Here is a 19763-nt window from a genome sequence, read left to right on the forward strand (position 1 = left end):
TATTATAAAAAAGTCACTCTCGTGACTTTTTTATGGGTTATATTTTTATCACTTACAGATGTCGATTTAAATTTTTTGCCATCAACTTTGCCAAACGAGAAAAATCTGCAATCTCTTGGTCTGTTAATCCGCTTTTCATTATTTCATTAACGCGAGATTCTGCCGCAGACAAAACCGTAACAACGTCAGAACCTGCAGGACTTAATCCTAAAAAATAACTGCGTTTATCATGTGGATTATTTATCTTTACAACATATTCCAACTGAATCAGTTCTTTGATTAATCGCGCCAATTGCGCCTTATCAATCAAGGTTTTCTGCACTATATCATTTGCTGTATATTCTTTATCTTGGCTAGCAATGAGTTTCAACACGCGCATGTGTAAAGGTGTTAAACCAAACCCTTCACTATCAATAGCTTGTCGCAATGAACGTTTTACACTGTGCAATAAATTAAACAGTGGCTCTTTAATATTTTCAGACATAAGACATCCTCAAGCTCATTTAAATACCTCACCAACAACGGCATCAGGTTAAAGAGAGCGGCAACAATACAAACTAGTTGACTTTATCAACAATTATCAATATAGTTGATATTATCAACCAAAGACAATGTTAACACAATCACTACATACCCAAAACTTAATCTCAACTATTTGCGACACCCAACGATAGGCCAGTTATCATGAATAGCCCAAAAGAAAAAAAACCACCTAGATTAACTTATATCAGTGACATCATCGAAATCAGCCCTTATCTTCGTAGATTGGTGTTAAGTGGCGAGCAGTTAAGCGATTTCCCTGCCGATAAACAAGGGGCTCATGTGAAAGTGCTATTGCCACGACCCGGTTCATCGGCAGAAAATATGACATTCAATGGCCCTAACGCTGCCATTAAACGATCATATACGATTAGAGAATTTGATCCTATTCACAAACAACTCAGCTTAGATTTTGTCATTAACAAACATCATGGGCCAGCCACTGATTGGGCTAAATCAGCTAATATTGGAGATTTGCTTGCCATTGCGGGGCCAGGACTACTCAAAATGAATAAATTCGATGCTAATAACTATCTATTATTGGGTGACTCAACCTCAATTAATGCAGTCAATGGAATAATTAACCGACTTTCGTTAACAACAACGGGTTACATTATAATGTTAGTGAATAGTGAACGAGAGAAACAATTATTGGCGCCACATCCACTAATACAAATTCAATGGCTAGTGGTAAAGACAAATACAACCGCAGAACAACAAGCTGCTTGGCTACTTGATAGAATAAAACATCTTGAGGACTTAACAGCACAGACACAAGTATTTATAGGCTTAGAAGCATCGCAAGTTAGATTAGTGAAGCAACACCTCATAGAACAGCAGTCGTTAGCGTTAAGCGCTATCAGTGCCACGGGCTATTGGAAGCTCGGTACTGACGCTGACACCTTTGGTCAACAAAAGCAGATCAATCCGCTCTAAGCTTCGCTCAGGATAATATATAACGCTCATTTTTTATCCTGAAATAGATTGAACCATTTTACTGATTCTGTTGTGTCAGAGTACGATAAGTCAACACGATCAAGTGCAGGATAAGTAACCCCGTAAAACTAATAGCAAAGAAAAGTAATGCGATAGATTCTACTGACTTAGGAGTATCAGCGTAGCAATACCACCAAACGGGCCAAGTAAACAAGCTCAGTAGCGTTAGTTGCCACATGCAGCGTTTACACCGACCAATTTTTTGTTTAAATATTGAATCAGTGCATTGGTTACAAGCCATAACAGTTTTCTTTATCATTCATGATCAAGATATTGATTATCAAATTCGCTCGCCAACATGGCATACAGATATTCATCACCCCATGCACCTTTAAAAAACACATTATTAATAAAATGGCCTTCACGACGGAACTGCAATTTTTCTAAAAGCGCTGCACTGGCTAAATTAAGGCAATCAGTTTGAGCGATAATTCGGTGACGAGATAAGTCCACAAACAAATATTGCAATAAACGCGTGAGCGCTTGCGCTGCAATTCCCTGCCCTTGAAATGCTGGAGCAACAGTAAAACCCACTTCAACTTGATTGTCGTCAATAAAATGCACTGCCAGATCACCCATTAACAACGCATGCTGATCACTAATGGCTAATTGATACCATTGCCCTGCTTTAGCAAAATCATGGTAATTAATTGAATTGAATAACCTTAGTGCATCTTGATAGTGATAATCCGTCCAACTTTGATATCGAGCAACATTAGGATCCGCTCGATAGGCAGTAAATGCGCTTAAATCATCCAGAGTAAATGGCCTGATGATTAAACTACCCGAGGCTAACGTAGGACATTTTAGTGAACATAAATTTGAATCACTGTCCATATCAACCTCATTCGTTTATAAAATCTATCTACCCGCTAATGCAGTAGCTGGCGCGATTTTAGTTGCTTTCCACGCTGGATAAATCGTGGCAACAAGACTCATAAATAACCCCATGAACAGCACCACAAATACATCTTGGTAATGTAATTCAGATGGTAAGAAATCAATGAAATAAATATCAGAAGCCAATAACTGAACACCTAGTAATTGCTCAATACTGCTAGCAATTGCACTTAAATTATAGGCTAGAGTAACCCCTAATATGCCACCAATAGTGCAACCCATCACACCATTTAGCGCACCTTGCAAAATAAAGATGGTCATAATGGCGCCACGCGATAGCCCCATGGTCATTAATATTGCAATTTCAGAGGCTTTATCACGCACAGCCATAACAAGTGTCGACACTATATTGAAACATGCCACGGCGATAACGAGCGCTAACACTAAATACATGATTAATCGCACTAACTGAATATCTTGATACAAATGTCCCTGACTGCGAGTCCAATCATTGATATAAAGATATTGCTCTTGAGCAAAGCCTAAATCACGGGTAATACTCGCCGCATTAAACACATTATCGACTTGAATTCGTACCCCAGAAACAGCGGAACCTAACTCAAGTAAATCAGCCAAATAGTTAAGTGACACATAAGCTTGGGTCGATTCAATTTCCCCACCTAAATTATACACACCAGATACCACAAAACGGTGGCTTTTGGCCGAGGTTAACTTACTGTTATTGGCGTCAGGGGTATACATTGCCAGAGTATCGCCTACTTTTAAGCCCAACTTGATCAATAAACTACGACCGAGCACAATATGATTTTCATCACCGGCTAATGACTGCCACGCATCGGCAGACATATAGTCAGCAATACTCGACACATCAGATTCATAGTTAATATCAATACCGTTAACGATTAACCCTTGAAAACCGCCGGGTTTCTGCACTAAACCTTGCAAACGAACAAACGGAGCAACACCGGTGATTTGTGGTATATTTGCGGCGCTTTTAGCAATATCATGCCAATCGGCAATCGGTTGATTAACGCCAACCAGTTCACCGTGAGACACCACGCCTAATAAACGGTCTTGTAACTCTTTTTCAAAACCATTCATGGCAGATAACACCACAATTAGCACGCCAACCCCTAATGCAATGCCTGCAGTAGAAGCAAACGAAATAAAGCCGATAAAGCCATTAGACTGCCTAGCGCGGAAAAAACGCCAGCCAATTGTTAACGGTAACCACTTACTCATTCGGCTAGCCCTGCAGGAGATGAAGACGCAACAACTTGCAAAATGCCATCTTTCATTGTCAATTGACGATCCATTTTTGCGGCTAATTTATGATCATGTGTCACCACCACAAACGCCGTACCAAATTGTTGTGCTAACTCGCGGATCATCGCATAAACATTATCGCCACTGCTGGCATCCAGATTACCTGTAGGTTCATCGGCCAATACTAACTTTGGTTTGTTGATGAGCGCTCTGGCAATCGCGACACGTTGACGCTCACCACCCGATAACTGCGCAGGGATATGTTGTAAACGATGGCCTAACCCCACACGTTCAAGTAAATTCTGCGCATCGATTAAGGATTGCTTTTTATCTCTACCTTGAATGAATGCAGGCATTGCCACATTTTCAATAGCGGTAAATTCTGGCAACAAATGATGAAATTGATAAATAAAGCCCAAATCTTGATTACGTATTTGCGCCTGACGCGCACTAGACAATTGATATAAATCTTCGCCGTCTAACAACACAGTTCCAGACGTGGGCGTGTCTAAGGTGCCCATAATATGTAACAGCGTACTTTTACCCGACCCAGAACTGCCCACAATGGCTAACTGTTCTCCCTTGTATACAGTTAAATCAACACCAGATAATACCTGAGTGGTCACTTCACCGTCATGGTAATGTTTACTAACATGTTGAACTTGTAATAACGCTTGTTGTGTCTGACTCATTATTCGTATCTCAAAGCAGTAGCAGGTTGAACCCTTGCGGCGGACAATGCAGGATAAAGGGTGGCAATTAAGGTAATAAACAAAGTACCTAAAATGATAAAACTTAATTGCGTTAGCGATAATTGCACTGGCAATGTCTGGCCTACGCCTAAAATAGAAATACCCAAAGTTGTTAATATTTCATTTAAATTGAGCGTTAACACTATGCCAACGGCGGCACCCAACATTAACCCTAACAATGCATTTAGCGAACCTTGAACAATAAAAATGTTCATCACCGAAGTGGTGGTTAATCCTTGGGTTTTTAACACCGCAACATCGGTGGTTTTATCCACCACCATCATCACCAACGCTGACACAATATTAAATGCAGCCACGGCCACAATTAAGCTGAGCATCAACGACATCATGTTTTTTTCCATTTTGACGGCGGCAAATAAATGGCCATAATCTTGGCGCCAGTCCCGGGTTTGAATCTCAATATTTTGCTTAGCAAATGCAGCCACTATTTTCGGTGCTATCGCAGGCGCAGAAAAAGGATCGTTCAAATACACCCGTAATTCATTAACGCTATTACTGTCTTCACGCATCAACTTACGCGCATCTTTATAATGCACATAAGCCACACTCGAATCGACTTGCGACCCCATTTCAAATACACCGGCAACAGTAAATTTACGCTGACTAGGAACGGGTCCCATAGGTGAATACACCACCCCATCACCGCTTAACACCCTCACCTTATCTCCCGCTCGAACATCTAATTTACGAGCTAGGTCTGTACCAAGCACAATTGAATACTTTCCAGCTTGTAACGATGAAAAGGCATCAGAATAGGTATGAGATGCAATGCTCGACAACGATTGCTCTTGTTCAGGATATACTCCGTACATTTGTATCGCTTGAATGTTGCTGCTCGATTGGATCATGGCTTGGGTTGTGGCACTTGGCACAATGCCGCGGATATTCTGCAATAAATCTTTATCAGCCAACAAACGTTGAGTGGTTTGTTGCCAATCCCTAAAGCCAACGTCACTGATCAGAGTCAGTTGCGGCACCGCACCTAAAATGCGATTTTTTAGCTGACCTTCTAATCCATTCATCACCGAACTGACAACAATCAATGCCGCAACACCAAGAAAAATACCCGATACCGAAAAAAAGGTAATAAAAGACGCAAAAGCATTGGCTTTTCGGGCTCGCCAATAGCGGTAGCCGATGAAAAATGAAAATCCTAAATTCATAAAAAAATACTAATCCTGTGTGCCCATTTGGGCGTATTAATCAGACAATCAGGCGAAATATGGAAATGAAAACAATAAGCCAGCCTGTATGACTTGCTAAATCATTAACTTGGGCACGATAATAGGGCTATTAGTGTGATAAATAAAGAGGCAAACCTTGATACCTGACAGCAATTCTTATTTTAGTGTGCCTCACCACTTTAATGTGTACCTCACTTTGTGGGACCAAAATCATCCTTTACCCACAGATGATGAACTTCGCGACATGCAATCTATCGGTTTAAAATTACTCACAGAAGTGAAAAGTCTTGAAGCCAGTTGCTTATTGCAACTGCGAAATTTAGACAATGATGCAAAAGCTGTGGTCGACTTTTTAAAACTACAATCACGTAAAGTCGATTTAGTATTACAACATGTGCTAGAAAAAGAAGTTCAGGATGGTGAGTTATTTAAAGGCGATCAATTTGGTGGTAGTGGGGTCAGTATCATTTCATCACGGCCACTCGAGTTGAATGAACACGTTAAAACCCACATCTATTTGCATACTGAATTAGTCGCATTATTGTGTGTTTGCCAAATAAAAACCTGTACTCCCTTACAAACTGATGACGACACGGAACCTGCTTTTTGGCGTTGTGAACTTGAATTTAGTCAAATACTTGAAGATGATATTGAACAATTAGTCAGAGCAAGTTTGAATGTACAGCAAAAAATGCTCAAAAAACGTAAACAGAATATCGATAAGCAGCGCAGCTGAAGCCTCGCCTCATTCAATACGACTTGATCGAAAACGGAACTGAAAAAGATTTTAATGAACCTATTTAGTGTACTCACGCCGCCGAGTGTAAAAAAAGGCCAACAAACACAAACTTTGGCAACCTTAGGTGGGGTCTCACAAGCCATCACCCTAGCCAATTTAATTAATAACCATCCTGGCACCAGTATTATTGTCACCCATGACACGCCCAGTGCCTTGTCACTTGAGGTCGAGCTGAGTTATTTATTAAATCACATCAATGTGAATGTGTGCCTGTTTCCCGACCGTGAAACCCTGCCCTACGATAGCTTCTCGCCACATCAAGACCTGATTTCCCAGCGACTGGAAACCTTAGCTAATATTAGCCAAAGCCAACATAATGTGGTGATTGTGCCCGTAAACACCTTAATGGTTCGTTTACCGCCAAAATCATTTATGACCGCTAATGTTATGGTGTTAAAAAAAGGCGACACCTACGGATTACAACAAGCTAGACAACACCTTACAGACACGGGTTATCATTTAGTTGATCAAGTATACGAACACGGTGAGTTTGCTATCCGTGGCTCTATTATTGATATTTTTCCGACAGGATCTAGACAACCATTACGCATAGAGTTATTTGATGACGAAGTTGAATCAATCCGTTATTTTGATGTTGATACACAGCGTTCAGGCATGGCCCGTGACACTATTAGGATGTTGCCAGCAAAAGAATTCCCAACCGACAACCATGCTATTGAAGGCTTTAGACAACGTTATCGTCGTCGCTTTGAAGTGATCTCAAAAGAGGCAGAATCGGTTTATCAACTCGTCAGCCGTAACTTAATGCCTGCAGGCATTGAAAACTACTTACCGCTGTTTTTCGATGAAACCGCCACGTTGTTTGATTACTTGCCACAAAACAGTCAACTCATCACCATAGGCAATATTGAAAAAGCCAGCTTAGCCCACTTGCATGAAATTAATGTGCGCTACGAAGATCGACGTGTCGATCCTCTGCGCCCATTACTGGCGCCGAAAGAACTTTATCTGCTCAATGATGAATTATTTGCGGCATTTAAATCTTACAATCGAACCCAGTTATTACAGCAACATATTGCTACCGACACCAATAATGCCGGTGAACCGTTAGCCGAAGTCGCACTACCAACACATGCCCTTATTGCTAATGTTGAAAAGTTGCCAGATATCAATGCTAATCACAAACTCAAACAACCTCTTATAGCATTAGAAGAATACAGTCAAAAACATCCACAACTACTGTTCAGTGCTGAATCTGAAGGCCGCCGTGAAGCCTTATTAGACTTATTTGCAAAAATTGGCATTAAACCCAAACTGTTTGAGCACCTAAGCGACTACCTAGCAGCCAAAGACAATATCGGTTTAATCGTGTCACCTTTAGCCCGTGGTTGTGTGTTAACAGACACCCCAAAAGGTGTCGTGAGCATCATTTGTGAAACCGAATTGTTTGGTCAACGTATCTCACAGCAACGCCGCCGAGAGAAGCAAAAACAAGTTAGCTCAGATGTATTAGTCAAAAACTTAGCCGAACTGAAAGTCGGCCAACCTATCGTGCATCTTGAACACGGTGTGGCGTTATACCAAGGATTGGAAACTCTCGATACCGGCGGTTTAGTTGCTGAATATTTAAAACTAGAATATGCCGGTGGCGACAAACTGTATGTTCCGGTTTCATCACTGCACTTAATTAGCCGTTTTAACGCCAGTGGTGATGGTGATGCCCATTTAAATAAACTGGGTAACGAAACCTGGGCCAAAGCCAAGAAAAAAGCCATAGAACGAATTCGGGATGTAGCAGCAGAATTACTCGATGTTTATGCCCGTCGCCAAGCTCGTCCGGGTGAAGCGATGAATATTGATGAACAAGAATACGCACAATTTAGCCAAGGCTTTCCGTTTGAAGAAACGGTCGATCAAGAAAGTGCTATTCATGCCGTACTTGAAGACATGCAAGCACCAACCGCGATGGATCGCTTAGTATGCGGTGATGTAGGTTTTGGTAAAACAGAAGTGGCCATGCGTGCGGCATTTGTCGCTGTTAATGCCGGTAAACAGGTAGTGGTGTTAGTACCGACTACTTTGCTGGCCCAGCAACACTACGAAAACTTTAAAGACCGCTTTGCCGATTGGCCGATTGTTATTGAAGTCATGTCACGCTTTAGAACCACCAAAGAACAAACTGGTGTGGTCCAACAGCTTTCAGAGGGAAAAGTCGATATTGTTATCGGTACCCATAAATTACTGTCATCAGAAGCTAACTTCGACAACCTAGGTTTGTTAGTCATCGACGAAGAACACCGTTTTGGTGTGCGACAAAAAGAAAAGATTAAAGCACTTCGAGCCAATGTCGACATTTTAACCTTAACGGCCACACCAATTCCGCGAACCCTCAATATGGCCATGTCAGGCATGCGTGATTTATCGATTATCGCCACGCCACCAGCCAAACGGTTAGCGGTAAAAACTTTTGTACGTGAATATGATAAAGCCACGGCACGAGAAGCCATTTTGCGTGAGATTTTACGTGGTGGCCAAGTGTATTATTTACACAACAATGTTGAAACCATTGAAAAGACCGCGCAAAACATTCGTGATTTAATTCCAGAAGCTCGTGTTATCACAGCCCATGGTCAAATGCGCGAACGCGACTTAGAAAAAGTCATGTCAGACTTTTATCATCAGCGGTTTAACGTGTTGGTGTGTACCACCATTATTGAAACGGGTATTGACGTACCCAGTGCCAATACCATCATTATCGACCGAGCTGATATGTTCGGTTTAGCACAGTTGCATCAGCTCCGAGGTCGTGTTGGACGTTCACATCATCAAGCCTATGCCTATATGATGACACCACATCCTAAACGCATGACCGCTGACGCACGTAAACGTCTTGCTGCAATTGATGCACTTGAAGATCTTGGCGCCGGTTTTTTACTGGCCACCCAAGATTTAGAAATCCGTGGTGCCGGTGAGTTACTCGGTGATGAACAAAGTGGTCATATTTCAAAAATTGGTTTCAGTTTATACATGGAAATGCTTGAGTCTGCGGTGAAAGCCCTCAAAGAAGGCAAAGAGCCTTCGCTAGCCTACATGATGAGTGCCAAAGCAGAAATTGATTTACGGATCCCGGCATTATTGCCAGAAGATTACGTCAGTGACGTCAACATGCGCTTATCCTTGTATAAACGGATTGCGAATTGCGAAACTGAAGCCATGCTTGATGAGCTAAAAGTCGAGTTTATTGACCGCTTTGGGATGCTACCGACTCCAACCCGTAATTTAATGGCCATTACCCTATACAAACATCAAGCAACTGCATTGGGTATTGTTAAAATAGAAATGCATGCTAAAGGTGGTAGCGTCGAATTTGGCCAAGAAAATCATGTTGATCCAATGTTTATCATTGGTTTGTTGCAAAATCAGCCACAAATCTATCGAATGGACGGGCCAAATAAGTTAAAGTTCAACATTCCTGCTGAGACAAGTAAAGAGCGTCTTGAGTTAATCAAAACCTTGCTTGAACAGTTTGCTAAACATCAAATTTTGGAGACTAAATAGTGCTACGTAAAATTGCGATTGCTATCGCCGCTATCACAGCGCTATCCCACAGCTTTTCAGCCCATGCAGAATCATGGTTTGAAGTAGAAGTATTTGTATTTGAACGCCAACAAGCTTCAGTTGAAAAGTGGTTAGATGCTACACCGCCTAAGTTAAGCAAAGACACCGTGGATATCATTACTCCGGTGATCAGTACCGATATTACTGGGGTTGCCGTTGGCTTAAATGGTTGCTCCTCAACTGACTGGGCCAGCGATGCTAGCAACTGTAATGATCCTAAAGTCAGTAATATTACAACCACATATCCAAGCCAAGTACCATTTAATATTGCAGCCAGCAAGCCACAAACGGCTTACTTAGGGCAAGGACCATTACTGTTAGCACAAAGCCAAGGCAAATTTAACGATATTATTCGAACTATTCAACGTGAGCCTTATGTTAAAAGCCTAGTGCACCTAACGTGGCAACAAAATATGCAATCACGTCGACGAGCAAAGCCGATTCGAATTTTTGGCGGCCAGGATTTCTCTAAAAGTTTTGAATATCATGGTCTAAGTGTTAAAAAGCCAACTCAATTAGACGCGATGCCTAATACTGATTTCAGTGCGTTAGGCAGTTTTTATGAGGCGCCCAAAATCACTCCAGTATGGGAATTAGACGGTTCAATTAACATTTATCTCAGCCATTATCTTTATATTGAAAATAATTTGGCCTTGCGTAAAGTAACCCAAAAAATGGTTGAATCAAGCCCTTTGGCCTTTAACGAATATGCAGCACTCGACATTGAAAGTAAAAAGCAATTAGCACCGTTCTTGGAAAGCATTCCGTTAATCCAAAACCGCCGAGTTCGCAGTGGTGAAATCCACTATTTTGATAACCCACAGCTGGGTATTGTGATGCAAATCCGTAAAATGATTCAGCCTACTAACGTTAAGCCCATTGATTTAATCGAGCCTTCTACCGCTAGCCAACCTGTACCTTATACTGGTTAATACACAAGTAGCTTAACACTAAAAAACCGGATCAATTGATCCGGTTTTTTACTCAACAGGCACTACTTTACAACGACTGGACAATGACGTTAATGTCCTTCGCCAATTGTTGTGCCGCTTGCCAACGTATTTGCTCCTCAAGTGCCACCAAAGTTTGTGCGTTATTGCCTTTTAGCGATAATGCGGTGTGCATAGGTTCTGCCGCAGGCCAATCAAACTCAGTTAATAAAGCGTTAACACCAACAGGGTCATTACACAGCAAAATCATATCGCATCCCGCATCTAATGCTGCTTTGGCTCGTGCAACATAATCACCGGCAAAACTGGCGCCTTTCATGCCTAAATCATCAGAAAAAATCACCCCATTAAAACCTAATTGTTGACGTAAAACAGTCTGTAACCAGTAAGTAGAAAACCCTGCAGGATTAGGATCAATATTGGTATAAACAACATGTGCTGGCATAACCCCTTGTAGATGGTGGCTAGCAATGAGCTGTTTAAACGGCAACATATCAAAAGCTTCTACCTGCTCTTTACTACGCGGGTCAACAGGCATCGCAATATGTGAATCAGCGGCGACACTACCATGACCAGGAAAATGCTTACCCACCGCGGCCATACCAGCCTCATTCATTCCAACAATAAACTGTTCAGCCAATGCACTCACTTCAACAGGATCGGCACTAAAACTGCGTTTGCCAATCACTTCACTAATGCCATTTACATCTAACACAGGTGCAAAACTTAAATCAATATCACAGGCTAATAGCTCTATGGCCATTAAAAAACCACATTCTTTCGCCCATCGTTTAGCTAATGCCATATCCCCTTTCGCAGCAGGTAAAATATCCCCCATGGCAGGGATCAAACTAAAGCCCTCACGAAAACGTTGAACTCGGCCACCTTCATGATCAACAGCAATTAATAGTTCAGGTCGAATATGACGGACCTCTTTAACTAATTTAATTAATTGACTTTTACTTTCTAGGTTTCGACTAAACAATATAATTCCACCCACTTGTGGATGCTGTAATTGCTCAGTTTCAAGTGCAGAGACTGTTAAGCCTGCAAGATCCATCATTAAATAGCTCAAACCATTCCCCCTATCTATAAAGCTGACTATTACGTCAGGTTAATCAAGTCACATTACACATTATGTATAAGGCTGGCTAATGTGAAAATAATGCATAAAAAAATCTAATGAACTGTCATCGATTAATGTGTGGGATACTCTACCAAGAATATGAGATAAACCGCCAACATTCCATTTGACGATTATACTCACTTATAACTAAAACAATAAACGACTCAGCAAGGGTTAAATAACATGATTAGCGTATTTGACATGTTCAAAATTGGTATCGGTCCTTCTAGCTCACATACAGTTGGCCCGATGAAGGCGGGTAAAATTTTTATCCAACATGTCGCAGATCTTAATTTATTAGACAAAACCGATGAATTACAAACAGAATTATTTGGATCTTTAGGTCAAACAGGTAAAGGCCATGGTACTGGCAAAGCGGTCATTTTAGGTTTAATGGGTGAAGATCCCGAAACCGTCAACACCGACGGTATTGACGCTATTTTAGAAACGGTATCGACAAGTCAAAAATTAATCTTAGCAAATGGACAGATGGTTAAATTTTCTCGTGAAGAGGGGGTTACCTACCACAGACGTAAAACCTTACCCGCCCATGCAAATGCGATGACCTTATACGCATTGTCAAAAGGTGAATGCATTTTTCAGCGTACGTATTATTCTGTTGGTGGCGGATTTGTTCTCGATGAAGATGAAATAACTCAACGAAATGCCTCTCCGGCAACCCCTATTGAACAAGCACCTTATGATTTCAATAGTGCGTTACAGTTACTGCAACTATGTTGCGATAACGGCTTAAGTATTTCATCACTAATGATGGCTAACGAGTTGAGTATTGCGTCCGAAGAAGACGTAAAACAAGGTTTGTGGAATATTTGGCAAACCATGAAAAATTGCGTCGACCGTGGTTACCAAAAAGAAGGCATTTTACCTGGCGGACTAAAATTGCGTCGTCGTGCACCAGCACTGTATCGACGTTTAAAAGCTGAAGGTCGTAATAATATTGACCCATTAACAGCAATGGATTGGGTCGATTTATTTGCCTTATCGGTTAACGAGCAAAATGCCGCAGGCGATCGTGTTGTCACCGCCCCCACCAATGGCGCGGCAGGAATTATTCCTGCAGTATTGTGTTACTACGATATGTTTGTCCAAGAAGTCGATATTGACGTTTGCAGCCGTTATTTACTCACTGCGGCTGCCATTGGTATCTTGTACAAGAAAAATGCCTCTATATCCGGCGCTGAAGTCGGCTGTCAAGGTGAAGTAGGCGTAGCCTGCTCTATGGCAGCTGGGGCACTGACTGAAATAATGGGCGGTACGGTTGAGCATGTTGAAAACGCCGCAGAGATTGGTATGGAGCATAACTTAGGCTTAACCTGCGATCCTGTTGGTGGCTTAGTGCAAGTACCCTGTATTGAGCGCAATGCTATGGGAGCGGTAAAAGCAATTAATGCTTCACGTATGGCATTACGCGGCGACGGTAATCACAAAGTCTCATTGGATAAAGTCATTAAGACCATGATGGATACCGGTAAAGATATGCGCAGCAAATACAAAGAAACCGCCAAAGGTGGTCTTGCGGTGAACATCGTCGAATGTTAACTCTTTCTTAAACCGAAATGATTTGAATTAAAATGCCTGTTAGTTGCGCTAACAGGCATTTTTGTATCATATTAAGTGAAAATTCAAGCGCACTAAGTGACTCTCTCAACCCTACTATTTTCAACCTGCTATTTTAGCCAGTACCTGTGGCAATGATCCAAGCCACCAAATGTGTGTAGCACACTATTATCGAGTTGATAGATACCCTTTTGGGGTGGAAAAAATAGCGGTAAACTGAATTGAGATTTTGGTTTCTGGCTGTAATCGAACGTAACGCATTTCTGGGTATAAACGTTTTAGAAAAAAGGCTCTAAAGGTAGGTCTTGGGATTAATAAATGTATGGAATTCAAGTAAAGTTTACACTGACCCCACTAAATTTTAAATGGATTATTCACCCAAACTAACAGTAAACGCTATATCATTTAAATCACCAATACTTAATAACATTGGTTCATCTTCTACTTTGTTTTTCACTGCCAACCTTAACTCATTTTGATGTTAATATTTCTTATCCTTTTGAAAAGGAGTAAGTTTTTTTAAGTATTTCATAACATCAATATATTCAACCGACTGTCTTTTATAAGAATATGAATTTTCTTCTAAGTAAATATCTAAACGATCAAAGAACTTTTCTAAGTTGTAGATTACCGTTGCCGAGCCACCAAATTCTTTAAGAAGTTTCTCATTGATAACATCTAATTCATTGGTGTAATCGCTAGCAGGCATAATTAAGTAATAGATACAGTAAACAGCTAATGACGAATACTCATGACTAAACTCACGATGAATGCCATTTGTCATCGTACCAACAATTTCAGTTTCGCCATTCTCTAATACTCTTTTTAGAATTCCTTTAGAAAAAGGTTTAACTTTGTGTGCGCCTTCGTTTAAATCACCAACTTCGTCATTGTGATCTTCTTTGCGATAGAAGCTTAATGGCTGCAAAAACATTTCACCTTGATTAATAAATTTTTGTGAATGTTCAGGTTTTGCATACTTGATTAGAAAATGCCGATACATAAAATCCATTTAACGCCTCACTAAGAGGCAAATAATAGTTGGTTAAAATAAGCGACGCAGGAGCAAAAACCAACTGTTATTTGCCCTTTTAAGTGACTTGTTGAACGAAGCCGCTCTGCGGCAGAAAAGATAAAAGCCCATCTTTCTCACCATCATAAATACTTACTAGACCCTGCCTACCTTGGCATTACCTAGGAGTATCACCATGGACACTCATGAACAACAACGCTTTGATTTTCTTTATGAACAACATCTTACCAATTTAACTCTGCAAGGCAAGCGGCCTGCTACCATCGATGCGTACAGTCGCGCAGTTAGGCGCATTAGTGCTTATTTTGACTGTTGCCCTGATAACCTTTCAACCGATGATTTGAAGCGTTATTTTGCTGATTTAATTGCCTCTCACTCCTGGAGTACCGTAAAACTCGACCGCAATGGATTACAGTTTTTCTACCGGTATGTCCTTAATCAATCTTGGGAGTGGCTCAACATTGTTAAGCCGCCGCAGGTCAAACGCCTACCGGATATTCTAACCCCTGCCGAAGTCTCAATCGTCATTAGCCTCACCCATAAGCTGCGATATCAAGTGTGCTTTTTAACCTTATACAGTATGGGGTTGCGCCTCGGTGAAGCAATTTCATTACAGGTTGGCGATATCGATTCAGCGTTGATGCAGGTGCATGTTCGTGACGCCAAAGGCGGCAAGGATAGGCTAGTACCTTTACCACAACGCACATTGTTAGCGCTTCGGTATTACTGGCAAACCCATCGCCATCCTCGGCATGTATTTCCCGGTAAAGATGGCAAGCCAGACTCGCTGATGGACCGCGGTGGTATTCAAAAGGCCATGAAAAAAGTGATTTCTGAGTGCAACATTCACAAATCTATCAGTCCACATAATTTACGTCACAGCTATGCGACTCATTTGCTAGAGCAAGGATTAGATTTACGCTCAGTACAACACTTGCTCGGTCACAACAGCCTCAACACCACAGCAAGGTATACACGTCTCACTCATATTACCCGTAAAAACACGGCCTTGTCGGTTAACCAGCTCACTAATAATTTGGTGTTGAAGTGGGAGTGTGACATATGAAGTTTATCGATATTTTACGTGACCATCTTGATGCGTTTAATCAAGCTTATGATGGCCAAATAACAACATCAATGCGCCATGCCATTAATGCCATGCTGAGCTGTCGCGTTCACACCCAAAGAGCTAGCCACTGGGTTTGTCAGGGTTGCACTCATACAGCAGATTTCCCGCTGTCATGTGGTCATCGCAGTTGTCCCCAATGCCAGTACAACACCACAGCGGATTGGTTAGCTAAGCAACAGGCTAAATTGTTATCTGTCGATTACTTTATGGTGACATTTACTTTGCCATATGAGCTGCGTGTGGTGGCTAAATATCAACCGGAAGCACTCTATCCAGCCATGTTTTCAGTGGCTGCCAGTGTGCTCAAAGACTTTGCACTTAACTCACCAAAACTTGCCGGTGATATTGGTTTCACTGGCGTGCTGCATACTCACAGCCGGCGGCGAGATTTACATCCGCATATTCACTTTATTATTCCAGCGGGCAGTTTCAACAAAACCCAACAACACTGGAAAAAGAATAAGGGCAAATACCTGTTCAACGCTTTCAATTTGGCTAAAGTGTGGCGCGCACGTTTACTGGAACAGTTGGCAAAACTGAATCTCAAACTGCCAACCTCACTGCCGAAAAAGTGGGTGGCTGATTGCCAGCATATGGGTAAAGGTTTGCCTGCACTGCAATATCTATCACGCTATCTTTATCGCGGCGTACTGCCAGATAAAAGCATCAAAAGTGATGTCGATGGGCTTGTTAGTTTTGAGTATAAAGACAGTCAAACTCAGTCTACAAAAGTACGAACCTTACCCGCTACTGAATTTCTCTGGTTAATACTGCAACACGTATTACCGAAAGGGTTACGACGAGTGAGAGACTATGGATTACTCAGAGGCAATGCCAAAAAACTCAGGCTACAAATACAACTGATGCTGGCGGTTGCTGGGGCTGTATTTCCAATCATTCCCGAGATAAAGCGCAGATTAGCAACACGCCGTTGCCCCTGTTGTCAGCAACCAATGCACTTTATGGGCATAGTGAAACGACCGACAAACTTAATACCCTGAACCTAATGTTGAAAATGATAATAAGGATAATGGCTTAACTGAATACCGTGGAGGGTTAATTTAAGATACTGAAATATAGCGAGTTAACTAATTAGCAAAGAGGCTAAGGAAACTTGCTGCCTACTGAAAAGTAGCTAGCTAACAATCACATCAAACAGCGCGTTTTCTCGAACTGTTAATTACATAATAAAGAGTCACATCTCACGTGTTCGGGCTTGTTCAACACTTGGGATAGGACGCGGCTTCGCGCGGCCTATCCTTATTCGTTAGGGGTTGTCTGATTTTTTAACCTGATAGCTAAATTCTCTTTGCAATTATTGAAGTGATTACAGGTACTCTTTCACCCTTAGCCAGAATGGGATTATGAGCTTGCCCGTATGAGAATTCGCTTTTTTCCCGTATCCATTCTAATTGATTAACTTCGACTACTTCAAAGCCAATTTTTTTAAATACGTGAGTATCGTAATCAGCTTTTTGAGAATCAAATATCTCTTTTTCACTAAACCCAACAACGACTTCCCCTCTATTAGCTAAATGAATATATTCAACAGAGTCAATGCAAACATCACTTGAAATGATTATGTCTTCAATTTTTTCTCTATATAACTTTGATTTTGTTATCGGATGAGGCTCTTCCTTTGTATTTTTAAATATATCTTCACCATGAGATCCAATAAACCAGCCAACGATCACTTTGGGTTCAAAAGTACAGATAAGTTGTTTTTCTATCTCACCAAGATTAAAAAAGTCACATTTATGTATTTGATACTTTATATCTTGGCTTTCTAATCGTGTCATAGCTTGTTCAATGAGACTTTGGTTATTATCCAGAGATAATACATCTCTGTCTTTTGCAAGGTGAATTGTGCCATTACCTATACCACAGCCAAATTCAAGAGTGTTTTCACAGGGAATCATTTTTGATAATTGTTCATAAATATTGTTAGATTCGAGCTGTTCAGATTCTGTCCTCCAAAGTTGTGAATATTGTTCAGGGTTACTAAGCTCTTTAATAGATTCCCTAGCTGTGTCAACTAACTCATCTGAAGGAGTTGAATCAAGCTGGCTTTCTACAGAATCAATTAAATCCATCCAATGATTATATTCATTATTCGAAAAATCAAAACACTTCTTCTTTTGAGAGTTTTCTATAAATTCAATAAGCTTAATAGTCAGGTTTTTTACTACTTCACTTGGTCGACTTTCTAAACCATCATCAAAAATATCTTTTTCATAGTCTTCAGAAATCGTGGCTTGTTTTAAATAACGCCCTAAATAATAGAATGCCGATCTCGCATCAGACACTAACTCATTAGAAACCATATTCTTTAGTTCATTCATTTTATCCAATCCTTATAATATCGAATGCGGTCTGTGGTAAATCAGATACGATATACTCATGTGACATCGGGTTTGCACGTTTTTTGACATCAACCTTTTGATAAAATGGTAATGCCTCAGTTCTAGATATAACGCAAAGCAAAGGTTTGAACTGCTGGTCTTTTGCAAGCTTTGAGATAACAACTATTTCATCGTGAATTTCTTGGCTAATTTTTTTAAGCTTAAGCATAATACCAGCACCATTTCTTATGCCTCTTCGATTCAGTTTTATTTTCGTATTATGCAAATCAGAACCATCAACTTCATTTTTTAAAGTATTGTATATTTCAAGTGGAGATGAACTTGGAGGGACAGTGAAATGAGGAGATTGAAAATCTGAACCAAAATAAGGGGTACACCATAAGTAATGTTTATCACCATAGTATTTTTTATTAATATTGTAAGCCAACGTACTCATAGTTGAATACAATACTGGGTGATCAATGTCTTTCATGACTTAACTTCTCCATATTAGATTGAAACATAAAACCCCTAACGCCTTACTAATGGGCGTAAAATGCTTGGCTAAAATTAGCGACGAAGGAGCGCAAGCCAAGCGTTTTTCGTCCTTTTGAGTAACTTGTTAAGAGGCTTTACTCACTTCCGTTTGTTCTTCTGATAAATCATCTACTGAGTAGACGCGCACTTGGAATTTGAATTTAAGGGGAGCAAGAATTCTATTAAAATATTCTTTCATGTAATTTGGGTCGTCTTCAGTGGCAACCGCTAATATAAGTGAAAAGTTCTTTTTCTCTGTTTCCGTCAAACTTTGAAAAACTTCATTATATCTATGAGGTAACGATGAAAACATTGAAGAATTCATTGTATTCCGGTTCATTCGCTTGTACTCAATGGCCGTCAAGTTGTCACCTCTCCTAACGAATCCATCGAACATGAATTTAAGATTACTATTCTCTAATTTCATATCTCGCTGAATTGAGCAATCCAACTCTTTCTGGAGCTTATCAAACAAAATGTCTTCTAATAGCCTAGTCTCCATTATTCTTATTTTATTTATGCTTCTTACAATTTCTTTCTGTTTCTCCCTCTCTTCTTTTGTGCTGATCCTTCCGGTTGAAAATCTTAACTCAGCTGTTTCAGCTAACCTCTGTGCTTCTTCTAAATCAACCTTTAGATCTTGAGTAGAGTGTTCAGATAAAGAGGGGCTTTGCTCATCTTCTTCAGCTAATTCTTTTCTCATTTTATCTAAGACTTCTGATGTACTTGCTTTCTGTAAATTCATAAAGTGTTCTTCATCTTTGAAGTCTGAAGGCGCATATAAAACTTTGTAATTCCAATTTAGAGTAAGAAAAAACATCACCACTAACGTGAATGGAAATATCATCAGGAACCATATAAAAAGATACTGATTTTCGGCAGCTATATGAGGCAATACTAATGTTCCACTAATCTCTGCAATACCCGCGAAAATCGCAATAACAGATAAAGGGTTTTTTACTGTTCCAGATTTATTTTGCATTATTTTTTCCATGAACAACTCCCAAGAGCCTCTTAACGTTTTAGTATTTATGCGTTGCGTTGTTTGCAAAGCATAAATCGCTTGTTGG

18 protein-coding genes are annotated in these 19763 nt (G+C 40.6%); 7 read left to right on the plus strand and 11 right to left on the minus strand.

Annotated features, from left to right (window positions below; genetic code table 11):
* Positions 1-52: 52 nt before the first annotated feature.
* Positions 53-484, minus strand: a complete 432-nt coding sequence (locus FH971_RS11795) for a MarR family winged helix-turn-helix transcriptional regulator (protein ID WP_137226830.1) — start codon at positions 482-484, stop codon at positions 53-55.
* A gap of 200 nt (positions 485-684) precedes the next feature.
* On the opposite strand from FH971_RS11795, the gene FH971_RS11800 reads away from it, so the two are divergent.
* Entirely contained in the window at positions 685-1476 is a 792-nt protein-coding gene (locus FH971_RS11800) for a siderophore-interacting protein (RefSeq protein WP_140234424.1), read from the plus strand.
* Positions 1477-1534: 58 nt separating this feature from the next.
* On the opposite strand, the gene FH971_RS11805 is transcribed toward FH971_RS11800, so the two are convergent.
* Genes FH971_RS11805 through FH971_RS11825 form a run of 5 tightly spaced genes read right to left on the minus strand, consistent with a single transcriptional unit; the run spans position 1535 to position 5599 of the window.
* Positions 1535-1777 (minus strand): DUF3624 domain-containing protein, encoded by a 243-nt coding sequence (locus tag FH971_RS11805; protein ID WP_140235582.1) that lies wholly within the window; start codon positions 1775-1777, stop codon positions 1535-1537.
* A gap of 14 nt (positions 1778-1791) precedes the next feature.
* Positions 1792-2373, minus strand: a complete 582-nt coding sequence (locus tag FH971_RS11810) for a GNAT family N-acetyltransferase (RefSeq protein ID WP_140234425.1) — start codon at positions 2371-2373, stop codon at positions 1792-1794.
* A gap of 24 nt (positions 2374-2397) precedes the next feature.
* The gene (gene lolE, locus FH971_RS11815; RefSeq protein WP_140234426.1) at positions 2398-3639 is read right to left on the minus strand and encodes a lipoprotein-releasing ABC transporter permease subunit LolE; all 1242 of its coding nucleotides are present in this window, start codon (positions 3637-3639) and stop codon (positions 2398-2400) included.
* Positions 3636-4355 carry a lipoprotein-releasing ABC transporter ATP-binding protein LolD gene (lolD, locus tag FH971_RS11820; RefSeq protein WP_140234427.1) on the minus strand — a complete coding sequence of 240 codons (720 nt, stop codon included), beginning with the start codon at positions 4353-4355 and terminating at the stop codon, positions 3636-3638. Before lolD ends, lolE begins: the two co-directional genes overlap by 4 nt.
* A complete protein-coding gene (locus FH971_RS11825) occupies positions 4355-5599 on the minus strand; it encodes a lipoprotein-releasing ABC transporter permease subunit (RefSeq protein WP_140234428.1) in 1245 nt (414 codons plus the stop codon). The genes lolD and FH971_RS11825 overlap by 1 nt, the downstream gene beginning before the upstream one ends.
* Positions 5600-5756: 157 nt before the next feature.
* Between FH971_RS11825 and FH971_RS11830 the strand changes: the two genes are divergently transcribed.
* From FH971_RS11830 to FH971_RS11840, 3 genes are read left to right on the plus strand one after another with little or no spacing between them, the layout of a single operon-like run.
* Entirely contained in the window at positions 5757-6356 is a 600-nt protein-coding gene (locus FH971_RS11830) for a hypothetical protein (RefSeq protein ID WP_140234429.1), read from the plus strand.
* A gap of 54 nt (positions 6357-6410) precedes the next feature.
* Complete coding sequence (mfd, locus tag FH971_RS11835) at positions 6411-9938, plus strand: transcription-repair coupling factor (RefSeq protein ID WP_140234430.1); 3528 nt, start codon at positions 6411-6413, stop codon at positions 9936-9938.
* Positions 9938-10930: a peptidoglycan binding protein CsiV gene (locus FH971_RS11840; protein ID WP_137226821.1), complete on the plus strand. Its 993-nt coding sequence runs from the start codon at positions 9938-9940 to the stop codon at positions 10928-10930. Before mfd ends, FH971_RS11840 begins: the two co-directional genes overlap by 1 nt.
* Positions 10931-10997: 67 nt before the next feature.
* On the opposite strand, the gene nagZ is transcribed toward FH971_RS11840, so the two are convergent.
* Positions 10998-12023, minus strand: coding sequence for a beta-N-acetylhexosaminidase (gene nagZ / locus FH971_RS11845; RefSeq protein WP_140234431.1), 1026 nt, complete (start codon positions 12021-12023; stop codon positions 10998-11000).
* 234 nt (positions 12024-12257) lie between these two features.
* On the opposite strand from nagZ, the gene FH971_RS11850 reads away from it, so the two are divergent.
* Entirely contained in the window at positions 12258-13634 is a 1377-nt protein-coding gene (locus FH971_RS11850) for an L-serine ammonia-lyase (protein WP_140234432.1), read from the plus strand.
* Between the two features lie 499 nt (positions 13635-14133).
* On the opposite strand, the gene FH971_RS11855 is transcribed toward FH971_RS11850, so the two are convergent.
* On the minus strand, positions 14134-14664 hold the full coding sequence (locus FH971_RS11855; protein WP_140234433.1) for a hypothetical protein: 531 nt from the start codon (positions 14662-14664) through the stop codon (positions 14134-14136).
* Between the two features lie 196 nt (positions 14665-14860).
* Here FH971_RS11855 and FH971_RS11860 point away from each other — a divergent pair, with 196 nt between their 5' ends.
* Together FH971_RS11860 and FH971_RS11865 are read left to right on the plus strand one after the other, a co-directional pair.
* Positions 14861-15751: a tyrosine-type recombinase/integrase gene (locus FH971_RS11860; RefSeq protein WP_140234434.1), complete on the plus strand. Its 891-nt coding sequence runs from the start codon at positions 14861-14863 to the stop codon at positions 15749-15751.
* Positions 15748-16815, plus strand: coding sequence for an IS91 family transposase (locus FH971_RS11865; protein WP_140234435.1), 1068 nt, complete (start codon positions 15748-15750; stop codon positions 16813-16815). Before FH971_RS11860 ends, FH971_RS11865 begins: the two co-directional genes overlap by 4 nt.
* Positions 16816-17112: 297 nt before the next feature.
* Here FH971_RS11865 and FH971_RS11870 read toward each other — a convergent pair whose 3' ends face one another.
* The 3 genes from FH971_RS11870 to FH971_RS20470 all read right to left on the minus strand — a co-directional run bounded on the left by FH971_RS11870 (position 17113) and on the right by FH971_RS20470 (position 19687).
* Positions 17113-18156, minus strand: a complete 1044-nt coding sequence (locus FH971_RS11870; protein WP_206194420.1) for a class I SAM-dependent methyltransferase — start codon at positions 18154-18156, stop codon at positions 17113-17115.
* A gap of 1 nt (position 18157) precedes the next feature.
* Complete coding sequence (locus FH971_RS11875) at positions 18158-18649, minus strand: hypothetical protein (protein WP_140234436.1); 492 nt, start codon at positions 18647-18649, stop codon at positions 18158-18160.
* Positions 18650-18778: 129 nt separating this feature from the next.
* Complete coding sequence (locus tag FH971_RS20470; RefSeq protein WP_206194421.1) at positions 18779-19687, minus strand: hypothetical protein; 909 nt, start codon at positions 19685-19687, stop codon at positions 18779-18781.
* Positions 19688-19763: the final 76 nt, after the last annotated feature.

Source organism: Shewanella polaris (genome assembly GCF_006385555.1).
GTDB lineage: Bacteria > Pseudomonadota > Gammaproteobacteria > Enterobacterales > Shewanellaceae > Shewanella > Shewanella polaris.

Bases quoted from the DNA above. Each gene is read 5' to 3' on its own strand.
- FH971_RS11855 (WP_140234433.1), bottom strand. From the start codon at position 14,664: ATGGATTTTATGTATCGGCATTTTCTAATCAAGTATGCAAAACCTGAA.
- FH971_RS20470 (WP_206194421.1), bottom strand. From the start codon at position 19,687: ATGGAAAAAATAATGCAAAATAAATCTGGAACAGTAAAAAACCCTTTA.
- FH971_RS11865 (WP_140234435.1), top strand. From the start codon at position 15,748: ATGAAGTTTATCGATATTTTACGTGACCATCTTGATGCGTTTAATCAA.
- FH971_RS11850 (WP_140234432.1), top strand. From the start codon at position 12,258: ATGATTAGCGTATTTGACATGTTCAAAATTGGTATCGGTCCTTCTAGC.
- FH971_RS11805 (WP_140235582.1), bottom strand. From the start codon at position 1,777: ATGGCTTGTAACCAATGCACTGATTCAATATTTAAACAAAAAATTGGT.
- FH971_RS11860 (WP_140234434.1), top strand. From the start codon at position 14,861: ATGGACACTCATGAACAACAACGCTTTGATTTTCTTTATGAACAACAT.
- FH971_RS11795 (WP_137226830.1), bottom strand. From the start codon at position 484: ATGTCTGAAAATATTAAAGAGCCACTGTTTAATTTATTGCACAGTGTA.
- FH971_RS11810 (WP_140234425.1), bottom strand. From the start codon at position 2,373: ATGGACAGTGATTCAAATTTATGTTCACTAAAATGTCCTACGTTAGCC.
- lolD (WP_140234427.1), bottom strand. From the start codon at position 4,355: ATGAGTCAGACACAACAAGCGTTATTACAAGTTCAACATGTTAGTAAA.
- FH971_RS11870 (WP_206194420.1), bottom strand. From the start codon at position 18,156: ATGAATGAACTAAAGAATATGGTTTCTAATGAGTTAGTGTCTGATGCG.
- FH971_RS11875 (WP_140234436.1), bottom strand. From the start codon at position 18,649: ATGAAAGACATTGATCACCCAGTATTGTATTCAACTATGAGTACGTTG.
- mfd (WP_140234430.1), top strand. From the start codon at position 6,411: ATGAACCTATTTAGTGTACTCACGCCGCCGAGTGTAAAAAAAGGCCAA.
- FH971_RS11825 (WP_140234428.1), bottom strand. From the start codon at position 5,599: ATGAATTTAGGATTTTCATTTTTCATCGGCTACCGCTATTGGCGAGCC.
- FH971_RS11800 (WP_140234424.1), top strand. From the start codon at position 685: ATGAATAGCCCAAAAGAAAAAAAACCACCTAGATTAACTTATATCAGT.
- lolE (WP_140234426.1), bottom strand. From the start codon at position 3,639: ATGAGTAAGTGGTTACCGTTAACAATTGGCTGGCGTTTTTTCCGCGCT.